The organism is Micromonospora vulcania (assembly GCF_042658605.1).
Classification (GTDB): Bacteria; Actinomycetota; Actinomycetes; order Mycobacteriales; family Micromonosporaceae; genus Micromonospora; species Micromonospora vulcania.
This window is the reverse complement of sequence record NZ_JBHSQS010000003.1, coordinates 59,107-80,841: the sequence shown is the minus strand read 5'-3', so window position 1 is coordinate 80,841 and position 21,735 is coordinate 59,107. Positions and strand designations below refer to the sequence as shown.

General features: G+C 70.1%; 24 protein-coding genes. 15 read left to right on the top strand and 9 right to left on the bottom strand.

The features are described 5' to 3' along the window. Positions 1-320: 320 nt before the first annotated feature. The 3 genes from ACFQGL_RS05335 to ACFQGL_RS05325 all read left to right on the top strand — a co-directional run bounded on the left by ACFQGL_RS05335 (position 321) and on the right by ACFQGL_RS05325 (position 5,779). Positions 321-3,152: an AfsR/SARP family transcriptional regulator gene (locus ACFQGL_RS05335; RefSeq protein WP_377506238.1), complete on the top strand. Its 2,832-nt coding sequence runs from the start codon at positions 321-323 to the stop codon at positions 3,150-3,152. A 59-nt stretch (positions 3,153-3,211) separates the two neighbouring features. Then, complete coding sequence (locus ACFQGL_RS05330) at positions 3,212-4,774, top strand: alpha/beta hydrolase (RefSeq protein WP_377506235.1); 1,563 nt, start codon at positions 3,212-3,214, stop codon at positions 4,772-4,774. A gap of 231 nt (positions 4,775-5,005) precedes the next feature. Next, on the top strand, positions 5,006-5,779 hold the full coding sequence (locus ACFQGL_RS05325) for a maleylpyruvate isomerase family mycothiol-dependent enzyme (RefSeq protein ID WP_377506232.1): 774 nt from the start codon (positions 5,006-5,008) through the stop codon (positions 5,777-5,779). 129 nt (positions 5,780-5,908) lie between these two features. On the opposite strand, the gene ACFQGL_RS05320 is transcribed toward ACFQGL_RS05325, so the two are convergent. Next, positions 5,909-6,772: a LysR family transcriptional regulator gene (locus ACFQGL_RS05320; RefSeq protein WP_377506229.1), complete on the bottom strand. Its 864-nt coding sequence runs from the start codon at positions 6,770-6,772 to the stop codon at positions 5,909-5,911. A 107-nt stretch (positions 6,773-6,879) separates the two neighbouring features. On the opposite strand from ACFQGL_RS05320, the gene ACFQGL_RS05315 reads away from it, so the two are divergent. The 3 genes from ACFQGL_RS05315 to ACFQGL_RS05305 all read left to right on the top strand — a co-directional run bounded on the left by ACFQGL_RS05315 (position 6,880) and on the right by ACFQGL_RS05305 (position 8,714). Next, a complete protein-coding gene (locus tag ACFQGL_RS05315; protein ID WP_377506226.1) occupies positions 6,880-7,380 on the top strand; it encodes a cysteine dioxygenase family protein in 501 nt (166 codons plus the stop codon). Positions 7,381-7,392: 12 nt separating this feature from the next. Then, positions 7,393-7,890 (top strand): pyridoxamine 5'-phosphate oxidase family protein, encoded by a 498-nt coding sequence (locus tag ACFQGL_RS05310; protein WP_377506223.1) that lies wholly within the window; start codon positions 7,393-7,395, stop codon positions 7,888-7,890. An 89-nt stretch (positions 7,891-7,979) separates the two neighbouring features. Continuing rightward, on the top strand, positions 7,980-8,714 hold the full coding sequence (locus ACFQGL_RS05305) for a VOC family protein (RefSeq protein ID WP_377506220.1): 735 nt from the start codon (positions 7,980-7,982) through the stop codon (positions 8,712-8,714). A gap of 79 nt (positions 8,715-8,793) precedes the next feature. Here ACFQGL_RS05305 and ACFQGL_RS05300 read toward each other — a convergent pair whose 3' ends face one another. After that, positions 8,794-9,318, bottom strand: a complete 525-nt coding sequence (locus tag ACFQGL_RS05300; RefSeq protein ID WP_377506218.1) for a hypothetical protein — start codon at positions 9,316-9,318, stop codon at positions 8,794-8,796. A gap of 196 nt (positions 9,319-9,514) precedes the next feature. Here ACFQGL_RS05300 and ACFQGL_RS05295 point away from each other — a divergent pair, with 196 nt between their 5' ends. Then, the gene (locus tag ACFQGL_RS05295) at positions 9,515-10,471 is read left to right on the top strand and encodes a sulfotransferase family protein (RefSeq protein WP_377506216.1); all 957 of its coding nucleotides are present in this window, start codon (positions 9,515-9,517) and stop codon (positions 10,469-10,471) included. 39 nt (positions 10,472-10,510) lie between these two features. Next, positions 10,511-10,978: a nuclear transport factor 2 family protein gene (locus ACFQGL_RS05290; protein ID WP_377506214.1), complete on the top strand. Its 468-nt coding sequence runs from the start codon at positions 10,511-10,513 to the stop codon at positions 10,976-10,978. An 86-nt stretch (positions 10,979-11,064) separates the two neighbouring features. On the opposite strand, the gene ACFQGL_RS05285 is transcribed toward ACFQGL_RS05290, so the two are convergent. Further along, positions 11,065-11,988, bottom strand: coding sequence for a hypothetical protein (locus ACFQGL_RS05285; RefSeq protein WP_377506212.1), 924 nt, complete (start codon positions 11,986-11,988; stop codon positions 11,065-11,067). 91 nt (positions 11,989-12,079) lie between these two features. On the opposite strand from ACFQGL_RS05285, the gene ACFQGL_RS05280 reads away from it, so the two are divergent. The 6 genes from ACFQGL_RS05280 to ACFQGL_RS05255 all read left to right on the top strand — a co-directional run bounded on the left by ACFQGL_RS05280 (position 12,080) and on the right by ACFQGL_RS05255 (position 16,102). Beyond that, positions 12,080-12,223, top strand: coding sequence for a hypothetical protein (locus ACFQGL_RS05280; protein WP_377506210.1), 144 nt, complete (start codon positions 12,080-12,082; stop codon positions 12,221-12,223). A gap of 142 nt (positions 12,224-12,365) precedes the next feature. Further along, positions 12,366-12,734, top strand: coding sequence for a hypothetical protein (locus ACFQGL_RS05275; protein WP_377506208.1), 369 nt, complete (start codon positions 12,366-12,368; stop codon positions 12,732-12,734). A 22-nt stretch (positions 12,735-12,756) separates the two neighbouring features. Beyond that, entirely contained in the window at positions 12,757-13,821 is a 1,065-nt protein-coding gene (locus tag ACFQGL_RS05270) for a hypothetical protein (RefSeq protein WP_377506205.1), read from the top strand. A gap of 82 nt (positions 13,822-13,903) precedes the next feature. Then, on the top strand, positions 13,904-15,091 hold the full coding sequence (locus tag ACFQGL_RS05265; protein WP_377506202.1) for a barstar family protein: 1,188 nt from the start codon (positions 13,904-13,906) through the stop codon (positions 15,089-15,091). Between the two features lie 32 nt (positions 15,092-15,123). Next, positions 15,124-15,516: a DinB family protein gene (locus ACFQGL_RS05260; RefSeq protein ID WP_377506200.1), complete on the top strand. Its 393-nt coding sequence runs from the start codon at positions 15,124-15,126 to the stop codon at positions 15,514-15,516. An 88-nt stretch (positions 15,517-15,604) separates the two neighbouring features. After that, on the top strand, positions 15,605-16,102 hold the full coding sequence (locus tag ACFQGL_RS05255; protein ID WP_377506197.1) for a YcxB family protein: 498 nt from the start codon (positions 15,605-15,607) through the stop codon (positions 16,100-16,102). A 72-nt stretch (positions 16,103-16,174) separates the two neighbouring features. On the opposite strand, the gene ACFQGL_RS05250 is transcribed toward ACFQGL_RS05255, so the two are convergent. The 4 genes from ACFQGL_RS05250 to ACFQGL_RS05235 form a co-directional block, all read right to left on the bottom strand. After that, the gene (locus ACFQGL_RS05250) at positions 16,175-17,389 is read right to left on the bottom strand and encodes an RNA polymerase sigma factor (RefSeq protein ID WP_377506194.1); all 1,215 of its coding nucleotides are present in this window, start codon (positions 17,387-17,389) and stop codon (positions 16,175-16,177) included. Further along, positions 17,389-17,769 (bottom strand): YciI family protein, encoded by a 381-nt coding sequence (locus ACFQGL_RS05245; protein WP_377506191.1) that lies wholly within the window; start codon positions 17,767-17,769, stop codon positions 17,389-17,391. The genes ACFQGL_RS05250 and ACFQGL_RS05245 overlap by 1 nt, the downstream gene beginning before the upstream one ends. 105 nt (positions 17,770-17,874) lie before the next feature. Then, positions 17,875-19,251: a permease prefix domain 1-containing protein gene (locus tag ACFQGL_RS05240; protein WP_377506188.1), complete on the bottom strand. Its 1,377-nt coding sequence runs from the start codon at positions 19,249-19,251 to the stop codon at positions 17,875-17,877. Continuing rightward, a complete protein-coding gene (locus ACFQGL_RS05235; RefSeq protein ID WP_377506185.1) occupies positions 19,248-19,613 on the bottom strand; it encodes a PadR family transcriptional regulator in 366 nt (121 codons plus the stop codon). The genes ACFQGL_RS05240 and ACFQGL_RS05235 overlap by 4 nt, the downstream gene beginning before the upstream one ends. Before the next feature lie 563 nt (positions 19,614-20,176). On the opposite strand from ACFQGL_RS05235, the gene ACFQGL_RS05230 reads away from it, so the two are divergent. Beyond that, complete coding sequence (locus tag ACFQGL_RS05230) at positions 20,177-20,605, top strand: hypothetical protein (RefSeq protein ID WP_377506182.1); 429 nt, start codon at positions 20,177-20,179, stop codon at positions 20,603-20,605. Positions 20,606-20,693: 88 nt separating this feature from the next. Here ACFQGL_RS05230 and ACFQGL_RS05225 read toward each other — a convergent pair whose 3' ends face one another. Next, the gene (locus tag ACFQGL_RS05225; protein WP_377507144.1) at positions 20,694-21,131 is read right to left on the bottom strand and encodes a GNAT family N-acetyltransferase; all 438 of its coding nucleotides are present in this window, start codon (positions 21,129-21,131) and stop codon (positions 20,694-20,696) included. Positions 21,132-21,178: 47 nt separating this feature from the next. Continuing rightward, the gene (locus ACFQGL_RS05220; RefSeq protein WP_377506179.1) at positions 21,179-21,715 is read right to left on the bottom strand and encodes an RBBP9/YdeN family alpha/beta hydrolase; all 537 of its coding nucleotides are present in this window, start codon (positions 21,713-21,715) and stop codon (positions 21,179-21,181) included. Positions 21,716-21,735 lie beyond the last annotated feature (20 nt).

Below are 21,735 nucleotides of genomic sequence, written 5' to 3'. Positions count from 1 at the left end.
CCAGCGAAATGCTCGACGTGCAGGACGCCTGGGGCGAGGCCACCGACGATCACCCCGGCATCGCGATCATCGGCGGTAACGGCTCCCGCGAACAGCTCGTACTCGACCTGCGCTGCGACCCCGCACCGGTGTTGCTGGTCGACATCTCCAGCGCTGGTTGGGACAGCGCGTTCCGACAGGCCGACACCGTCGACGAGTTCGTCCAGCGCATCGAGGCGGGCACCTTCGAGTTCGCCTTCGAGGACTAGCGGCGCCGTGGAGGCCGGCCACCAGCCGTCCAGCCGATGAAGCGCGGCGGGCCAGGCCCGTACGATGGCGTGATGGACCCTGCGGGGGGGCCTCCGGCCATGCGGTACCGACTGCTCGGGCCGGTCGAGGCGTGGTCGCCCGCCGGCGAACGGCTGGCCCTCGGCACGCCGATGCAGGTACGCCTGCTGGCCATCCTGATGTCGCAGCCGGGCACCGGATGGTCCATCGACCAACTCGTCGACGAGCTGTGGCACGGTCGCGCACCCAAGACGGCGGCCGGCAACGTGAAGACCTACGTCTGGGCGTTACGTCGGGCGCTGCGGTCCCCGGGCTCCGCCGACCCCGCCATCCTCGCCGGGGCCACCGGCTACCATCTCGCGGCCCTCGACGCGCAGGCGACCGACGGTGTGGCCTTCGACGACCTGACCCAGCAGGGCTATCACGCGTTGCGGCAAAGACTCTGGTCGGACGCCCAACGGGCGTTCGAGGCGGCGCTGGCACTGTGGCGTGGTGAACCGTTCGCCGGCCTTCCCGGTTGGGGGGTGTTGCTCGCCGTTCGAGCACGGCTCCAGGAGCAGCGATCGAGCCTGCTGGAGGAGGTCGCGGACCTGCACCTGCGCGCCGGACGGCACAACGAGCTGATCGAGCCGCTCCGGACGCAGATCGACGGGGATCCGCTGCGCGAGCGCCCGTGGGGGCAACTCATGGTGGCCCTGGCCCGATCCGGCCGGCGGTCGGACGCGCTGGCGACGTACCGGCAGCTGCACCGGCTGCTCTCCGGCGAGGTGGGAGTCGAGCCCGGTCCCGATCTGCAAGACCTGCACACCCGCATCCTGCGGGCCGACCGGGAACTGCTGCCGACCGGGGCGCGTCCGCCGGAGAAGCCCGTGCCGCAGGTCGTACCCCGGCAGTTGCCGGCCCCACCGGCGTTGTTCACCGGCCGGACCCGCGAGCTGGCCCGGCTCAGCGCGCTACTGCTCGCCCACGACGGGCCGGCCGGCACCGCCGTCGTCACCGGTACCGGCGGCGTCGGGAAGACCTGGCTGGCGTTGCGCTGGGCGCACGACAACCTGCACCACTTCCCCGACGGGCAACTCCACGTCGACCTGGGCGGGTTCGGCACCGCCACACAGGAGGCGTCACCGTCGGCCGTCGTCGTACGCTCGCTGCTGCCGGCCCTGGGCGTCAAACCCCTGGAGATTCCCGCCGAACCAGCAGCCCAGTTCGCTCTCTACCGCAGCCTGACGGCGGACCGCCGACTGCTCGTGCTGCTCGACAACGCCCGCGACGCCGAACAGGTGCGGCCACTGCTACCCGGGTCGGCCGGGTGCGGGGTGATCGTGACGAGTCGCCACACGCTGCCCGGCCTGGTCGCCGCCGAGGGGGCCCACCCCGTCGCACTGGACCTGCCCAGTGCCGCCGAAGCGCGGCAACTACTCGTACGCCGACTGGGTGCGCAGCGGGCCGCCGCCCAGCCGGCAGCGGTGGACGAGCTGGTCAGCCGTACCGCCCGGTTGCCGCTCGCCCTGTCCATCGTGGCCGCGCGAGCCGCCGCCCGGCCCACGTTCGCGCTCCAGGCCATCGCGGACGATCTGGCAGCCAGCCGAGGCGGGCTCGCCGCCCTGGCCACCGACGACGACGCCACCGACCTGCGTACGGTGCTCTCCTGGTCGTACCGTCTGCTCAGCCCGGACGCGGCCCGACTGTTCCGGCAGATCAGCCTGCACCCCGGGGCGGACATCAGCGCGGCGGCGGCGGCCAGCCTCGCCGGGGCGCCCCCGCACCTGATCCGGCCGACGCTCGACGAGCTGACCCGGGCGAACCTGCTGGCCGAGCAGTCCCCCAACCGCTTTCACTGTCACGATCTGCTCCGCGCCTACGGGGCCGAACTGACCGACGCACACGATTCCGCGGCCGACCGCGGAGCCGCCCGCAAGCGGGTGCTCGACCACTATTTGCGGGTCGCCCGTGACGGGGCGAGGCTGGTCGACGCCGGCCGACAGCCGGTCGATCCGCTACCCGGGCCCGCCTGTGGGTCACCCCCGGCGTTCACCGACCACCGGTCCGCGCTGGCCTGGTTCACCACCGAACAGCGGGTGCTGCTGGCCACCGTCGACGAAGCGGTCGCCCACCGCTTCGACACCCACGCCGGGCAGCTCGCCCAGAGCCTCACGCCCTTCCTCAGCCGCCTGTCCCGGTGGCACGACCTGGCCGCCGTGCAGACCACCGCGGTCACGGTCGCGCGCCGCCGCGGCGACCCGTGTGCCGAGGCTTTGGCGCACCGGGACCTCGCGCTCGCACACATCCAGCTACGCCGATACAATGACGGCCGTCGTCACCTCCGGCACGCGATGGCACGGTACGACCAGATCGGTGACCGGCCCGGGCAGGCGAGCACACACCTGCACCTCGCCTGGGTGTACGACATCGAGGGCGATCCGAGGGGGGCGCTGCCGCACGCCCGGCGGGCGCTGGCGCTGTCCAGCGGCAGTCACGACCGACGCGGCGAGGCCGCGGCGCTCAACGCGCTCGGTTGGAACCACGCCCGGCTGGACGAGCACACCCGGGCCATCGCGTACTGCGAACAGGCGCTGGCGCTTCATGAGGAGGTCGACGACCGGGTCGGCACGGCCCACACCTGGGACAGCCTCGGATTCGCCTATCACCGGCTCGGGGTACACCCGACCGCGGTGGCCTGCTACCGGCGCGCGCTCGCGCTCTATTCCGACGTCGAGGACCAGTGCGGCAAGGCCGAGACACTCGTCCGTCTCGGCGACGCCCACCAGGCGCTCGGCGAGCACGACACCTCGACCGGCCTGTGGCGGGAGGCGATGGCGATCCTCGACCGCCTCGGTCATCCGCAGGCCGAGGAACTGTTCGAGCGGCTCGCCGCGTACCACTGAGTTCGGCCGCTCGGCCCGGCATGGATCGGGCGTGGATCGGGCGTCGGCAGGCTGGACGAATGCTGACCACCAAGAGAACCAAACCCTGGCGCTCACCACTTCTTCGCGGCCTCTCGGCCGCCGTCGCGGTCCTCGTCGCCCTGTCCCTCAGCGCCCCACCCGCGTTCGCCAACTCCACGTCGGCGACGCCGGACGGCACCGGGCCGCTCACCGCCTCGGCCACCGACAGCACCACCGGCGGATGGACCGGTCGCATCGACTGGCGGGCGTGCCCGGAACGGCCCGACGACCCGGGCACGCGTTGCGGCACCCTGCGTCTGCCCGTCGACTGGGCCCGGCCGAACGGGGCGACCTTCCAACTGGCCCTGGCCCGACGCGCTGCCACGGACCCGGCCGCCCGGATCGGCGTCCTGGTCATCAACCCCGGCGGGCCCGGCCTGTCCGGAGTGGACGCGACCCTGACCGCCGACAGCGCGTACGGGCCGGACGTGCTGCGCCGCTTCGACATCGTCGGCTTCGATCCTCGCGGTACGGTCCGCAGCGCGCCGGTGCGCTGCTCCAGCGCGCTGCTCGCCCAGCAGCCGTCCCTGATCCCCGCCAGTCGGGCGGAGTACGACCGGCTGCTCGCCTACAACCGCCAGATGCGCGACGACTGTCGGGCCCACAGCGGTCCACTCTTCGACCACTTCGACAGTGCGAGCGCCGCGCGTGACATGGACGCCGTCCGGGCGGCACTCGGGGAGCGGCAGCTCAGCTTCTACGGCCTCTCCTACGGCTCCCTGATCGGGCAGAACTACGCCGAGCTGTTCCCCGACCGGGTCCGCGCCATGGTCCTGGACAGCGCGATGGACCACAGCGTGGGCGTCCGGGAGTACTTCCGCAGTGGGGCCGCGAGCAACGAGGCCCTGTTCAACGAGTTCGTGAGATGGTGCGACCGGAACCAGAGCTGCGCTCTGCACGGCCGCGACGTGCCGGCGATGTTCGACCGGCTGATGCGCCGTGCGGACGCGGGAACGCTGGTCGACGCGGCCACCGGCGCCACACTCGACTGGTTCGAGCTCGGCTTCGCGACGTTCGCCAACTTCTTCGACTCGACCTGGACGGACCTCGCGAACACGCTGGTCGCGCTCGAGCGGGGAGAACCGGCCAATCCGCCCCTCGCGTCCCCCGGGCCGTCCGTCAACGAGGGCGAGGACCTCACCGAGTACGCGCTGCTCGCGTTCTGCGCGGACTGGGCCCTGCCGGTCAACGGATTCGCCGAGTGGAACCGGTATCTGCAACTGTCCCGCGCCACGGCACCCCACCTGCGGGCCTCCCCGCTGTCCGTCCGATTCACCGCGCTCTGCCTGGGCTGGACGGCGGTCAACCCGCAACACCGACTGGAGGTACGGACGAACACCCCACTGCTGGTGCTCAACGGTCGGTACGACCCGGCCACCCCGTACGACGGGGCCGGCCAGGTGGCGCGTCAGCTCGGCGGGCGCGGCGCCCTGCTCACCTACGAGGGAACGGGGCACGGCAGCTACCCGCGGACCGAGTGCACCCGAAGCGGCGTCGAGCGGTACCTCATCCAGAGGGCCGTACCGCCGGCCGGCGCGAGCTGCCCGGCCGCCCCGGCCTGACGCGTTCGCGGCGACGCCCCGACGCAGACGGTAGGTGGCCCGTCCGGTCCGACGAAGGTCGGACCGGACGGGCCCTGTGGTCTGTCGTCGACCATGTGCGGCGAACCGGTGGCCAGAGCGGTCGCGAGGTGTGACCCGGGGCGCGTGGGCAGGCCGACCAGCCCGGCCGTCGACGCGATCGTCGAACAAATTCGCTACCCGGCGGCCGGCGCGCAGTGCTACACAACCGAGGTGCAAACCATTGTGGAGTTCCCCGAGGTGCTGCGGCTGATCGAAGACCGCTCGGCCGCGTTCCGCGCCGCGATCGCGTCCGCCCCCGACCTTGACGTCCAGGTCCCGACCTGCCCGGACTGGACGCTGCGGGAACTGGCGCAGCACCTCGGCGACGGCCGCCGCCGCCAGGCCGCCATCATCGCGGCGGGCCCGGGCGCCGAGCCCCCGGCCAGGACGGACCCGAAGGGCGCCCCGACCGCGCCCCGTGACCCCGAAGCCCTGGACGCCTGGCTCGCCGAGTCGACCTCGCTCATGCTCGACACGATGCGCGAGGCCGGCCCGGACCGCGGCTGCTGGACCTGGTGGGGCCGCTCGCAGGCTCCGCAGACCAGCGGAGCCGTGGCCCGGCACCAGATCCAGGAGTTGGCCGTCCACACCTACGACGCCCAGCTCACCCAGGGGGCCGCACAGCCGCTGCCGACCGACGTCGCGGTCGAGGGCGTCGACGAGTTCCTGACGACCGTCGCGGCGACGAACGTCCCCTGGCCGTTCAAGCCGGCGACCATCGACCTGCACACGACCGAGGGCCGCTCCTGGCGCCTGACCCTCAACGCCGACGGCGTCCGCTGCGACGACCTCGCCGCCGACGCGGAGCCGGGCGACATGGCGGTGCGAGGCGCAGCGAGCGATCTGGTCCTCTACCTCTACGACCGCGTCCCGCTCGACGGCCTGGAGAGCACCGGCGACACCGAGCCGATGGAGCAGCTCGCAGAGTGGGACCCGAACGCATAGACGCGCACCGGTGACGCGTCGGTCGGTTGTGCGCGCGCTCCTGCGGGCACCACTGGGCGTCAGCGTCGCGCAGGTCGCGATCACCTGGGGGCGGGCACCGCCACCGCCCTGGACGCCTGAGCCAACCCCCTAGCGTGCCTGGACGGCATCGAGCAGCGCGCCGACGAAGGCCGTGGTCGCGGGCGGGTCCGGCGGGTCGCCATAGGTGGCCAGATAGACGTGCCGCCGGAAGTCGTGCAGGACGCTGGCCTCGATCCCGGGCGCGTGGTGGGTACGCAGTGCCAGCCCCGGCATGGTGGTCACGCCCATGCCCGCGGCGACCAGTGCCTGCTGGACGATGATGTCGTCGCTGGTGTAGGCGATGGGCGGGACGAAGCCCGCCCGGTCGCAGGCTTCCAGGAACTCGCCGCGGCAGTTCTCGCAGCCCGCGATCCAGGCGGAGTCGCGGTTGCCCGCCAGTGTCTGGTCGGGTTCGAGGCTGAGCAGGTACATCGGGTCGTCGAACAGAGGCGTGGCGCGGATGTCGGCCGGGGTCGTGTCGTGGTAGCGGAAGACGACCGCGACGTCGACCTGCCCGGCGCGCAGCAGATCGAGTGCCACGCGCGGGTGCGCCTCGATCAGATGCAGTTCGATGCCGGGGTGCTCGCGGCGCAGTGTGCCCGCGGCGTGCGGCACCAGCGCGGCGAGCGCCGACTGGAAGCCGGCGACCCGGACGCGGCCGGTGCGCAGGCCCACCATCGCGGACAGTTCCGCGGCGGCGGTGTCGACCCGGCCGACGATCTCGGTGGCGCGGCGGGCCAGATGCGCGCCCTCCGGGGTGAGCCGGATGCCCCGGCCGACCCGCTGCACGAGCCTGGCCCCGGTCTCGGCCTCCAGCCTGGCCAGATGATGGCTGACGGCGGGCTGGGAGTAGTTCAGGTGCTTGGCGGCCTTGGTCACCGAGCCCTGTGCGGCGATCGCCGCGAGCACCCGTAACCGCAGGATATCCAGCATTCATAGAGGATACGCATGAGTTCGCTCAACCATTGTCATTAGACGAATGAGTCGGCGCGCGGGACGCTGAGCGGGACAAACCCGCTCTGCGAAGGAGGGACGCGGCCATGACGCGCTCACTGACGACGCTGACCGATCTCGTCGCAGCCGTGCGGCAGGCGACCGACGTGCGGACCGGCTGGACGGACACCTCGAAACTGGTCGCCGACCAGCTCCGCGCGCACCTGCCCGGCCCCGAGATCCTGACGCCCGACCAGCGTCTCGGCCGGCCCGACCGGGTCATGGGCCACCTGCTGCACGCCGAGCCCGACGGGGCGTTCTCCATCCTCGGCCTGGTCTGGCGCCCCGGGCAGACCACCCGGATCCACGACCACATCACCTGGTGCGTCGTCGGCGTGCTCTCGGGCATGGAGCACGAGGAACTGTTCGACGAAGCACTCAACCTCATGGGTACGCGGGACATCCCTCCCGGCGAGGTCAGCGGCTTCGCGCCGCCCGGCGACATCCACCGCATCCGCAACGTCGGCGACGAGACCGCCGTCAGCCTGCACATCTACGGCACCGACATCAGCCGCGTCGGGTCCAGCGCCCGCCGCTACTACGACTAAGGAACGCGAACCATGGACCAGCACGCCATCGACGAGGTACTGAACCGCCCACTCAGCCAGGAGCTGCTGGCCCGTGACCTGGCCAGGCTGGCCTTCATCGCGCTGGACGGCACCCCGCGGTCGATCCCGATCGGAATTTTCTGGAACGGCACGGAGATCGTCATGTGCACCGCGAAGAACGCGCGCAAACTCCCGGCGCTGCGCCACAATCCCGCGGTCGCGCTGACGATCGACACCGAGTCGCACCCGCCGAGGGTCCTGCTCATCCGTGGCCGGGCGGAGTTGGATGTCGTCGACGGCATCCCGGACGAGTACCTGCGGTGGAACGGCACCTACGAGATGACGCCCGAGCAACGGGCCGAGTGGGAGGAGGGGGTGCAGTCGCTCTACGACGGCATGGTCCGGGTCCTGGTCAAGCCGACCTGGGTCAAGCTGATCGACTTCGAGACAACCCTGCCCACCGCCATCGAGGAGCTCATGCAGCAGCAGAAGGAACGCCAACGCTCCTGAGCACACACGGCCGAACGCAGCGCGTCATGGCCAGGTCCAGACCCGTACGGCTGATCGTGACGTGCCAGTCCGCCGCTAGCATCGTCGGCATGGCGACGCGGCTCGTACAGATCAACATGAAGGCTCGGGACGACTCCGCGCTGGGCGGTTTCTGGGCGGAGGTGCTCGGCTGGGAAGTCTCCAGCGAGGGACCCGGCGTGACCAACCTCGAACCCGAGGGCTTCGTCTACCCCGATCCCGTCGCCGTCTGCATCGACCTCGTCGTCTCCCCGGAACCCAAGACGGTGAAGAACCGCGTGCACGTCGACCTCGCCACCACCTCGACGGCTCATCAGGCGGAAATGGTGGCGCGCCTGAAGGAACTCGGCGCAACGCTCACCGACGTCGGCCAGGGTGAGGTCCCTTGGACGGTCATGGCCGACCCAGAGGGCAACGAGTTCTGCGTGCTCGAACCCCGAGAGGTCTACCGGGACACCGGACCGATCGCCGCGGTAGTGGTCGACTGCGCGGATCCGCGCGCCATGGCCCGATTCTGGAGCGACGCCATGGACTGGACCCTGCACAAGGTGACCGACCAGGCGGCGGTGCTGCGCTCCGCCAAGGACGTCGGCCCCTATCTGGAGTTCATCCGCACGCCCGACGTGAAGAGCGTGTGGAACCGCGTCCATCTCGACGTGCGCCCGTACCCGGGCGACGACCTGGAGGCCGAGGCGGCCAGACTGCGGACTCTCGGCGCTACCAGCGTCGACCTGGGCCAGAACGTCCCGTGGAAGGTCCTCGCCGACCCGGAGGGCAACGAGTTCTGCCTCCTCACCCCGAGCTGATCACCGCGCCGGCGGCCCGCTCCGCCGCGACACCCTAGGCGTGCGTGCTGACTCGCCCTCGGGCGTCGGCTGACCTGGGTCACGCCTTGCGGCGTAGTTCGCGCAACACTCCGTGCCGGCGCAGCGCCCAGACGAGCCGCAGGACGCTCGGGTGCCGTACGACCAGCGCCGCCGCCCGGCGGATCAGGCCGAACCGGTCGTCGCTCACCTGGCTCTCGATCGCCTGCCAGATCAGCTCGCGCACCTTGGCGTTGTCCAGCACCGCCCGTACCTCACGCCGCACGACGGGGTCCTCGGCCGCCGCAGCGATGGCGGCAGCCTGACCCGGCCGATCCGCGAGCGGCTCCACCATCGCCACGACGAGTGGCCGGCGCACCTCGTCCTGCTCCAGCAGCAGCAACACCGCTTCCCGGATCTCGACCGTCTCCAGGCCGGACCGCAGCAGGCTCAACAGGCTGCGCTCGACCTCGCGGTCATGTTCCGCGACGGACAGCGCGGCCAGCAGCACCGACACCTCGTCGAGATCGATGAGATGTCGTACCCCGGCGCGGAACTCCGGCAGGCCCCACGCCACCTGCAGAGCCTTCACGAGATTGCGGTTCATGGCCATCCGCTACCCGGAAGCGACAGCTGGGGAAACCCTCGCCGCCTCTCCGGCCCACCGCCTGCCCGCCCCGCCGGTTGGTTGTGCCGCCGTCCGGCACGCACTCGGCGCCGCCGGCTCGGATCCGACTCCTGGCAGCGGGTGAAGGAGACAAATGGCTTGCACGCGCGTCGGGCTGAGAGTTTGACTGCTCACCATGCCTACCCCCGCACCGATCTTCGTGGCGGGTACGGGTCGCTCCGGAACGTCGCGGATCGCCGACATCATCGGCGAACATCCGCTGATCCATCGGATTCCCATGGAGACCCGGTTTCTCGTCGACCCGGGTGGCCTGCGGGACCTGACCGACGCGCTCACCAATCGCTACGACCCCACCGTCGGTGAGGACGCGCTGCGGCGACTGAGCGACTTCCTCACCGTACGGGTGCCCGGCCGGCGCGATGATCGCGGCAAGACCGTTCCGGAGCTGGTCGGCGAGCAGCGCTACCGGGACGCGGTGCACCAGCTCTGGCCGCAGTTGATCGCGTACACCTTCGACGAACCCGCGCCCGCGCAGGGCTTCGGGAACGCCGACCGGCCTGCCGGGCCGTTCGGGCCGCTGAGCCGCCGGCGGGTACTACCCCGATATTTCAACGACCGGGGCGAACTGCTCGCCATCTTGCGGGGCCTGATCGACACCTTGTTCGGTGGAGCAGCCGCCGACGCGGGCAAGCCGACCTGGTGCGAGAAGACACCGTTCAACCTGCTGTACATGGATTTCCTCTGGGAACTGGTCCCCGAAGCCACCATCGTGCACATCAAGCGTCACCCGGTCTCAGTGCTCGCGTCCCACCTGGCCCAGCCCTGGGCACCGTCCACGTTGGAGAGCGTGCTGGCCTACCTCACCCCGATCTATCACCGCTGGCTCACTTGGAAGGACACGGTCGATCTGACGGGCAGGCGATACATCGAGGTGAAGGCCGAGGATCTCGCAGCCGACTGGCCCGGGCAGCGCCGCGCCCTGTTCGAACGGCTCGGCGTCGACGACTTCGCCACCTCTTCAACGTTTCAGTCGCACAAGCTGACGAACCGCACCGACCAGTTCGACGCCGAGACCCGCGAGTTCATCGAAGAGGCATTCGGCAAGGTCATCTCGGCCATGGGATACGAGTAACGCCCCAAATGACATCCACCGATTCGAAGGAAGCCCGGCATGAGCAACCCTCGCGAAACGTTCCTCCGGCTGGTCAACGGGGTCTGCGACGGTCCGTACGAAGACTTGGCCGACCTGTACGCCGAACAGACCCATGTCACGCATCCGTTTCACCCGCTCAACCCGCCTCCGCTGCGGAGCCGCAGCGAACTGCACGAGCACTTCACCACGCCGCCGCCGGTCGCCCGGACTCTGAACCGTAAGCCGGTCGACGTGACGATTCATGAAACCGCCGACCCGGAGGTGATTGTCGCCGAGTTCGCCTATCAGGGGCGGGTCGCCGAGACGGGTGAGGAATTCACGGTGCCGTGCGTCTTCGTGATGCGTATCCGCAATGGGCTCATCATCGAGTCCCGGGACTACATTGACCACGTCGCCAGCGCGCGGGCCTGGGGTCAACTCGACAGCCTCTTGACCGCACTTCGTCCGCAGAAAAGCACCGTTGTCGAGGGCACGGCCCGACCCTGATCCATGCCCGACGCCCTGCGCACTCCTTAGCCACGGACAGCTCGCCACGGTGCGAAGCGTGGGCCCGGTATCGGAAGTGGTCCGAACTATCGGGAGAGGTACACCTTGATGCTGGTTGGGACGTGCCCTGCCGCTTCCGTGACGGCGGTCCGCGCCTCTCCGACCACCGGCACCAGAGTCGCCTGCCGGGGCGGCACGACTATCAGGTCACCGATCGGTACGACCCGTTCGGCCTGCTGACGCTCGTCTCCCTCCGGCTCGGTCCAGACGATGTACACCAGCCGCACACTCATCGGTGCGCTGTCGTCATTGCGCACCGACACGGCGGTGAATGGGCTGCCGCGATCGAGCGGCTGGCCGGCATCGTCCATCGGAACGGCAACCGGGTCGACCTGCGCGGCCGGGACCTCGACAGTGTCCGTGCTGCGGACGGACACGGCCACGTCCTCGGCCAGTTGAGCACTGTCGCCGCTGAAGACCAGCACATCCATGCCGCTGCCCGGCGGAACGACCACCTGACCCCGATCGCTGCCGTAGACCGTGGTGACCTTGACCGACGGTAACGCGCTCCGGTTGGCGTCCAGTGCCGTAAACTCCAATGTCGGGGCGAGCACGGTGGTGCTGTCGTTGAAGATGGTGAGCACCTGGTTCATGTACCCGTCGCCGGTTGTCGCGGCGAACTGGAACCGCAATGCCGCGGCGGGGCCAGGCCGGGCGATGAGCCCGCAGCCGGCGAGCAGCAGTGTGGCCAAGAGCCCGGCAACCATCCCGAGGGGCACCGCCACGGCGGGCGCGCGTAGGCGTGGGCTTGTCTTGGCTACGAAGGGGATCGGCACCGCAGCAGGATACGGCGCACCGCACCATTGCCACGCGCCCTTGTTCGGGCACCAAGTGATCGCGACTTCGGTCGGGCGGCGCAAGCCGCCCCGCCGTTTCGGGCTGCCACCCGCCGCGCCGATCGAATGACAGCTATATTCTTGCGCTCCTGTTGGACCTGCACCGAGGGTCACGAGCCAGGGAGGCGAGATGGCTCAAACGCCGCGATCCCCCGCCTCGCTTCGCCAACGCCCCCGCTTGGGCCTGGCGCTGAAGGCGGTCGGGATGCTTGCCATGTCCCTGGGCATGACCAGTGGCGCGGTCGGTTACCAGAGTCTGCGCTCGGGCGGTCGAGGGGTCGGCGCCGTCCGTGACTACGCCGGGGATGACGAGTGGCGGGCCAGGGTGCTGGCCGGACTGGCTCGGTGAACCGCCGGGCGATCGATCGATGTTGATCAAGCATGATCGCTGGGTCGAGACGGCCTTTCCGTTGGCGATCTGGCCGCTCTACCAACGGGCGGGCCTCGCCGCGCCGGGGCTCCCGAATGAGCCGTGTGAACGACCTTGGGCGGTGCCTGCGGCGCTTGCCCTGGCCGTGCCGGTCGCAGTGATCCTGGTGGCACTGGCGATCCGATCGGCCCTGCGATCGAGCCTCGGGCATTTGGCCATTGCCGGAGTGCTGGCTCTGCTCCTGGTCTTCTGCGTCTACCGGATCTGGCAGGGCGGCTTCTTCACGATCTCGATCGTCCGGTTCATCCTGCTGTTCGCCGACGGCGTGGCGGTGCTACTCGACGCGGTCACGATCCTGTCCGGCTACCCACCTCAGCACCCGTGGTCGCTTGGGGTGGCTGGTCTCTGCCTGCTGGCCGCCGGCCTGCTCCTGGCACGTCGTGCGGTTCGTGATTGGGCGGCCTCGCTCGTACTCTTCCGGCCCACCTGAGTGCGATCGCTAAGATCGCCGGATGCTGTTCAAGGCGGGCCTCGGCAAGTGGGTCGACAACCTGGTTCGCGCGGTGGAGAGCCGCGACCACAAGCGGTTCATGGCGGCCCTGCAAGGCATCGCGCGTGCCACGCCGAAGGCGCGCCCCGACGAGGTCGACACGGCCCTGGCCAGGTTGACGTCGGTGCTCGCCCAGATCCCGATCGGGTTGGGCGGCGAGCTGGCCCGGCTCGCCGGCAGCATGACGGACTACGGCACCGATGCGACGGCGGTGGTGCCGACGCTCGTCGGGCGGGCCACCACCGCGATGGAGCAGGCGGCGCGCTTCGCCGAGTTGTACGGTGCGGAGTTCGGGGACCTGCCGGACGCCGACGACGCCGAGCAGATCGGCCCGACGATCGAGCGGTTCGTCGAGACCGCGCCCAGCCGGGGGATGGACCAGTCAGACGCCTATGACCTGCTGAAGGCGTGGTTCTGCGGCGGCCAGTGGGTTCAACCGGTGCTGTATCTCGCGCAGCGCAAGGACGTGCGGGCCGTGCTGCCCGAGCGACCGCGGCTCACCGCCGCCGTCGGCAAGATGCGCGAGCACATCGAGACCGCGCATTGGTTGTACGGGCTGCTGCTCGTCCTGGACGACGAGACGTTGGTCGTGCTGCACCGCGCGAGCCGACGCGGCTACCGCATGACGATAAGCGGCGTCGGCGACAACTTTCAGCTGCACACGCTTCTCGCCGCCACCCTGATCGGCGACGAGTCGCAGGGCCTGGTGCCCGGTCAACGACCAAGCGCCGCCGAGATCGCGGCGGCCTCCGACGGCGAGGACCTGACACCGGCAGGCGGCATCCGAGGCACCTTCAACCTGGTCGACGCCCTGGGCGAATGGATCTGGAACGAGGGCCGTCCCGCGGATATCCCGAAGGTGGACGGGGAGCGGGTCGTCGTCCTCGATCCGCCGCCGTACGCGCGGAGTTGGAACGCTGGCCGACCGTACCCGCTGATGCGCCCGACGGTGACCTTGGATGGCGTGCTGCCAGCCGACGAGGCCGCGCATTGGCTCGGTCTGGTCAAAACTGCACAGGGCGGGTAGGCGCAGTACATCGAGCGGAGCCGCCCAACCCGCAGGGCATCGCGCCAACCGTTGCAGCCCGCCCGCCGGCTAAGGTCGGTCCGTGCCGATCCCCCTGCGGTGGCGCCTGCTCGATGAGAGGACCGGTGCCACGCTCACCGATTGCGCCGTTGTGGACGGCCTGTTCGTCGACCGTGTGTTCCCGCCCGAGCCGCTGTACGAGCGCTATACCTTGTCGAGCTGCGCGCCGACCGGGCCACTGCTCGCCGCGGTCGACGGCACGGGGCCGGCCTGGTTCGGCAATTTCGTCCTGGAGGGCGCACACGTTCCAGGCCGACCGGTGGACGGCGGCTGCGGAGCTGGGTGCCAGGACTGTGACGAGATCGTGGAGGAACTGCTCGACGTTAGGGTCGTCGGCCACCGACCCGCTCCGGGCGGGCCGGGGTTGCTCGACATCGACCTCGAAGGCCATCGGCGTGACAACGACAACAATCGTGGCGGCGCGGTCCCACCCGCCGTCTTCGGCTACCGACTGAGCGCGTGGTCCACCGCGAACGGGTCCATCGAGGGAACGCCGGCCGGTGAGTGCGCCGACATCACGGGCCTGTTCCACGAACGGCCGGACGCCTGGCCGCCTGGTCCGCCGCTGACCCTGCTGGGCTGCCGTCCCGGGCTCAACCGATCGATCGAGGCCGAGCTCGCGCACGTACGCGTCGACGGCACGGTCCACCCGATGAGCTGGGGGCAACGCGTGTTCGGCACCGTCGTCGCCGTACGCCCGTCCATCCTCGGTAACGACCTCGTCGACATCACCACGGACGCCCGGATCCCGGAGCCCCTGGCAGCCACCGACCGACCGCTCTGGGACATGTGGCACGCTGGCGGCCCGACCGGGCCCAACCTGTGGGCCAAGCTTGATCGCAGCGGCCGCTACCTCTGGGTACGTGCCGCCGCGGTCCATCGACGTCACGCGCCGGACAAGCCCGCAGATACCGTGTACCACCTGGACGGGCGCTACGTCACCGACTACGACGCCTTCTACTGCGCGATCGGCGAGGCGGTCAACGGCCCCGGTGGCTGGTTCGGCGGCGACCTGTTCTGGCTGCACGAGAACGCCGCGACCGGCGACGGCGGCGCGACCCCCGGGTTCCGCCTGATCTGGCACAACTCCGAGGTCGCCCGCAGCCACCTCGTCTCCGGCTACGACCGCAAGAGCTGGCTGCCCGTCGTCACCTTCGACGACCTGGTCCGCCATCTCACCGGGGACGGCGTCCAGCTCGAACTACGCTGAAGGACCGACAGGTCGGTCGACCTCTCAAGTGCTTGGACGGGCTGACCGAGGAACAGGCACGCCGATCGTTGGTGGCCTCCCGGACCACGCTGCTGGGTCTCGTGAAGCACGCGACCTTCGTGGAGAAGATCTGGTTCGACGAAGCCGTCACCGGCCGGTCGCGTGCTGAGATCGGCATCCCCGCGCGGTCAGAGGAGTCGTTCGTCCTCGATGACGGCGACACGATCGCCACCGTCCAGCACGCCCACCGCGAAGCCTGCGAAGCATCACGCCGTGCGACGTCCTCGCTGGGTCTGGACGACATCCTGCACGGGCACCGGCGGGGCCCTCTCCCGCTGCGGTGGGTGTATCTCCACGTGCTGCGCGAACTGGCCCAGCACTGCGGGCACGCCGACATTCTCCGAGAGCAGCTCGTCAACGAGTAGGACGCGGGCGACGGCGCTGGATGCTCCGGCCAGGTGGCGCGGGGGCAGGCGCCGCCTCGGGGGCGGGTCGGGGCATTATCGTTCTGGCGTGCACATCCGTTTTGACGTTCCAGCCGATCCCGCCTACCCAGGCCGCGTGGCGGCTGCGCTCAGCAGCGTTCGGCTGCGCAGGTACGGCTATGTCGGCGCGGCGCTGACGGCGGTCGGGGTGATCGGTTTCGTCGTCTCGCGGGGATCCGCGAGGGGCGAGCAGATTTCGTCGCTGTGGGTGGCGATGGTCGTGGGCGGCGTACTGTCGATGCTCTACGGGCCGTGGGTGCGGTTGCGCGCCCGGCGCCGCTCGGGTCGCTACGCCGTCGAGGGCGGCTATGACATCACCGACGACAACATCATGATGCGCAGCGGCTCGGAGTCCGGCGGCATCGCCTGGGACGGGGTCGCCCAGGTGAGGGATACCCGGGAGTTCTGGGTCGTGTACGTCGGCCGGATGCCCGCCACCGTGATCCCACGTGAGTTGATGTCCGCCGAGGATGCCGAGACGTTACGGGCCTTTATGGCGGGTCGTGGGCTGCTCCGAGGTCGGTGAACCCGGCAGGGCGGCAACACCGCTGCGCCCGGCCGTCGGTGCCGACCTGGCCAACGGCAACCGTGCTCGAAGTCAGCCCAGCGCGGCCGCCTTTCGCAGCAGCACGGAGCGTTCGCGCTGATTGGCGCACAGCCGGGCCGCCAGCTCCAACTCGGCACGCGCCTCCGGTCGCCGGCCGAGGCGGGCCAGCAGCTCACCGCGTACGGTCGGCACCAGATGCGAATTGGGGAGCCGGTCCAGGGCGATCAGCTCGTCCACGATGGCCAGGGCCTGCGACGGACCCGAGGCCATGGCCACGGCGACGGCCCGGTTGAGTTCGACCACCGGCGAGGGCGCGACCCGGCCGAGCGCCTCGTAGAGCACCACGATCCGGTCCCAGTCGGTCGCCTCGACCGAGGGCGCCGACGTGTGGGTGGCGGCGATCGCGGCCTGTAGGCCGTAGGGGCCGAGGCCGCGGGTCGCTGCCCTGGCCAGCGCGGCCAGCCCACGGCGGATCGCCGAGAGGTCCCACCGCCGCCGGTCCTGGTCCTCCAACAGGATCGGCGCACCGTCCGGGCCGGTCCGGGCCGGAAAGCGCGCGGCCGTCAGCTCGCAGAGCGCGAGCAGGCCGTGCACCTCCGGCTCGTCCGGCTGGAGCGCGGCCAGCGTGCGGGTCAGCCGGATCGCCTCGTACGCGACGTCGGGGCGCACCAGCCGGTCACCCGACGTGGCCGTCGACCCCTCGGTGAAGATCACGTAGAGGACGCTGAGCACACCACCCAGCCGGCCCCGACGCTCGCCGGCCGGCGGCAGCTCGAACGGCACCCCGGCCGCCGCGATCGTCTTCTTGGCCCGGGTGATGCGGGCCTGCACGGTCGGCACGGGTACCAGGAACGCGCGGGCGATCTCCTCGCTGGACAGGCCACCGACCACGCGCAGGGTCAGCGCCACCCGGGCCTCCGGGGAGAGCACCGGGTGGCAGCTGACGAACATCAACGCCAGGACGTCGTCGTCGATCCGGTCGGGGTCGGCCTCCTCGTCGACCGCCAGGTCGGTCGCCAGCAGGGCGTACCGATCCTGCAGAGCGGTCCGGCGACGGATCGCGTCGATCGCCCGCCGCCGGGCCGTGGTCATCAACCACCCGGCGGGATTGGCCGGAGCGGCGAGCGGCCACGACACCAGCGCCTCGGCCACAGCCTCCTGGGCCGCGTCCTCGGCCAGCCCGAAATCGCCGGTGAACCGAGTCAGCGCGGCGACGATCCGCGCCGACTCGATCCGCCAGACGGCCTCGACGTCGGCCGTACCCATCAGCGTTGGACGGTGCTGTCCTGCGGGACCTCGTCCTCCCCGGGCACCCGTCGAATCTCGATCTTCGACCCGCGGGTCGCCGGGACCCGCTTGGCCCACTCGACCGCCTCCTGCTTCGAGGCGACATCGAGCAGGAAGAAGCCCCCGAACAGTTCCTTGGTCTCCCCGTACGGCCCGTCCGTGACCACCGGCGCCTCGCCGCTGAAGTCGACCACGACGCCCTGGGCCGGATCGTCCAGCCCTTCGGCGCCCAGGAGAACGCCGGCCTTCATCGTCTCCTCGATGAAGAGGCGGGTGCTGGCGATCCCCTCCTCGATCGAGGCCATCATGGCGGCGTTCGACTCGTCGGTGCCCCGCATGATCAGCATGTACTTCGGCATCGCGTACTCCTCATCCGGCGGAGCCGTCTCTCGGCCCTCGCGCCCACACGTCGAACGAGCGGCCCACGGATCGACACGGCCCCGGAGAAATCTCTCGCCGCGGCGCTAGGCGTAATTGAACAACGGCGGAAAGACAAGGACCACGATCCAGGACCACGCGGCGTACACCGGCAGGTAGCCGGTCTGCCAACGTTCGAGCGCCGCGAACGGCGTGCGCCGACGGATGAAGGTCAACAGCAGCCACGCCGACCACGCGAGGTTGACCAGCAGGATGACGTTCTCGCCGAGCGCGGCCGCCCGGTTGGGCGTACTGCCGTACTCGTCGGTGATGCGCCCGGTGATCTCCACCAGCACCAGCACGTCGATGACCAACGCACTGGCCACGAGCGCGAGTTGGAGTTTGTCGAACGGGCCGGGCGGGGCCAGCGGATCGCGGGCCGAGAGCGAGTAGAGCAGCAGTCCCAGCACCACGACCAGCAGGAGGTCGAACAGGATCAGCGCCTCGCGCTCGACGTCGATGCCATGACTGGTCCAGACGACCGCGACGAGAAAGGCGAGAAGAGCGGCCGTGAAGAGTGGGGTGAACAGCCGCGTGAGGACCGGCGCGATGTTCTCGACGACACTCTGCTTGGCCTCGACGAGCCACCCGGCCACGACGACCACCGCCGCGGCGCCGCAGGGAAGGAGCCACTGCGAGATGAACTCCTCCGGGACGATCCCGATGGCGTTGAAGGTGTTGAAGAGGAAGGCGGAGAGTACGCCGCCACCGAGGGCCATGAGTACGAAGTAGATGAACCACTCGCCGGTGAAGCGGATGAAGTCCATGCGTCTACGGGAGGAGCGCCAGTCGTCGGCGACGTAGGCCAGGCCGACCACGAGCCACAGTGCGATGGGAAGGTGGATGCCCGTGACGACCAGGGACTGCGACTCGTCCCCCAGGGGGTAGGCATTGGCCGCCACGGCACCGAGCGCAAACAGCCCCACCAGTATCGCGATCACCGGCAGTCGGGCTTTCCGGCGCCAGACCAGGAACGCCGCCAGCCAGGGCAGCGCGAACAGGGCGAAGTTCCGCGCGTAGAACGTGCCGTCGTCCGCGAAGCTTAGCCCGAACAGCGCTGGCACCTTGACCGACGCCACCGCGCCCACCGCGCAGCCGACCAGGGCCCACAGGTCCCGGCGCGAGCGCGTGCCGGCGGCCGGGCTGTCGGAGTCCCCGGCGAGCACCAGCTGCTTCCACAGCCGTTCGGAATGCTCCCGGGCGAACTCGCGGGAGAGTTCGTCGAGACTGCCCATCCGTTTGACCGCGACAAGGAACGCCTCGTCCGGGCTCAAGCCTGCGGAGACAAGCTCGTCAACCGAGCCACGGAGGTGGTCTTCGAGCTCGTCGGCGTCGAGGGGTTGCAGTTCCCTGCGGCGGAGCACGTACTGGCGCCACTGCTCGAACTGCGCTTCCAGCTCCTCGGGCCTGTCCTGTGCCGTCATGCGAGGCCCTCCAGCGGGCTCACCGTCAGCGGCGCACGGTCATGCCAGATCTCCTTGAGGGCGTCCACGACGGTGTCCCACTGCCGGCGCTGCTCGGCCAGCTCAGCCAGGCCGCTGTCGGTGATGCGGTAGTACTTGCGCTTGCGCTCGCCGGTGACCGACTGCCAACTCGACTCCACATAACCGAGGCGCTCAAGCCGGTGCAACAACGGGTACAGCAGTCCCTCGGTCCAGTCCAGCTCACCCCCGGACAGCTCGTTGATCCGCCGGAGGATGGCGTAGCCGTAGCTCTCGTCCTCGGCCAGGATGCCGAGCACCATCGGTGTCGCCGAGGCGGCCACCAGATCCTTAGCGACCTTCATGAAAGCCCACCCAACCCCCAACCCTAGAAGTACGATGCATAGTACTGCGAGGTATTGGGTGACGCAACGGCAGGTCACGCAGGTTCGTGAGAGGTGGCCGCACGGGCTTCTACCCGGCGAAATTCGGGCGATGTGACCGTTCGTAACGTCGCGGCGAGCACGAGGGCGCAGAGCGCGGCTCCGCCCCAGAAGACCGCCCGGACGCTGATCAGTTCCGCGGTGAGGCCGGCGACCAGATCCTTCAGCGGCATCGATATGGCACACCGGATCCGCTGCGCCGCCTGCTCGGGACCGCACGGAGCAGGATCCTGGACGGACACAGCCAGAGCGCTCGTGGCCGGAGCCTGATGGTTCCAACGGGGGGCTCGGCGTGGTTCGCCGATCAGCGGTGGACCCCCTGGCACGGGTGTCAGACCTGATCACCCGGATGTTCCGCGTCCGCGACGCGCTGCCCGGTGCTGCCACACAGCTCTGACTCTCGAACCCGACACAACCTGACCATCCGGGATCTGTACCCTCGATCACCGGGTAACGATCATGGCGAATTTGGGGAGTTGACGCGGATGCGCATGAAGCTGAAGACGACGCGGCGGGCCGCCGCGCTGGCCATGGTGCCGGCGACCGTGGCCCTCGTCCTGGTCGGGACCGCCTCCGCGGCGTCGGCTGCCACCGGCACGCCGAGCGGTGCGCCGCCGGCGGCGAACGGGATCGACGTGTGGTGCGTGTCGACGAGCGGCGCGAAGTCGTGCTTCGCCGCGTACGGGGACCGAGTCTGGGTGAAGGACACCGTGGCGAACGGTGCGTCCGCCGCCGGCACCATCCAGGGCCCGGACTGGAGCCGGCAGTGCTTCAACAGCAGCGGCGCGGACTCCGGCTGGGTCATGTGCAACTTCGACGTGCCGGAGTACGACGAGGGCCTGCTGTGGGCCGTCAACAACCCGTTCATCGGCAACCAGAGCAGCACGGAGATCTACACCAGCAATCCGATCTGATGCCCCACTTCGGGCGTACCGGCGGGTAGCTGGCAGACGCGCGGCCGCGACCGGGCGGCGGGCGCCGCCCGGGTGGCGAACCCGAGCTTCAGACCTCCCGGTCGTTGGAGTCAGCAGCGGGCACCCGGTCCGGCGGTCGCCGTAGGAGCTGTCGGGACGACGCGAAGCCCAGCCGTTCGTACACCGGCACTGCCCTACGGCCAGATTGGACCGTCACGCAAAGGGACCCGAGGCGGGTCGCATGATCCGAGGCGGCCTCCACGAGCGCCGAACCGATCCCCTGGCCGCGCTGATTCGGCAGGACGAAGACGCTCTGGATGTCGGCGGACAGCCGACGTGTCGCTCCAGGTCTCGGGACGCGGGGTACGAGCGCGACCCAGGCCATGCCGACGATCTCCGGTCCGCGGAGCCGAGCGACGAACGCAGAATGCGAGTCCTGGTGGACGGCCCACCACGTCGCGAGCTGCGCCGCGAATGCGTCAACGGACAGCGCTGCTGGTTCCTCAGCAAGGGTGTCCAGCCACATCAGCCGGGCCAGGTCCGCGACGTCGTCCGCGTTCGCCTGGCTGATCCTCACGGGATGAGGCGGTCGAGCAGGTCGAATCGCTCGTACGGCTGGTTGTAGTCACCGAAGTGCCCGTCGTCGCGCACGATCTGGGTGCCGCCGAGCCGCTCGAACATGGCACGGCCCTGCCGGTCGTCGCAGCCGTACGGATCCTCGCGGGAGTTGATGAAGTAGATGTCCCGTACGTGCGACCGGATCGCGGCCCAGTCGTAGATCTCCTGGAGGACCGGTTCCTCCGCCGAGTTGGGCCGGGTGCAGTAGCCGGCGACCAGGATCGCCTGAGCGACGGTTACGTCCAGGTGCTCCAGGAGCGCGAGCAGGAGGGCCGCACCGCCGGAATGACCCACGAGGACCGTCTCCTCGTCGAAGCTGTGCCCGTCCAGCACCTTTTGCAGGAACCCAGCGATCGGCTCGACGTTGATGCCCGGATAGTGCGGCACCTCGACGGCGTAGCCACGGGACGACAGCCGTCCTGCCAGCCAGGGATACCAGCAGACGTCCGGGTTGCCGCCGGTCCCGTGGAAGATGATCGCGTTACGGCCCACCAGGTCCCCCTCGCATCGAC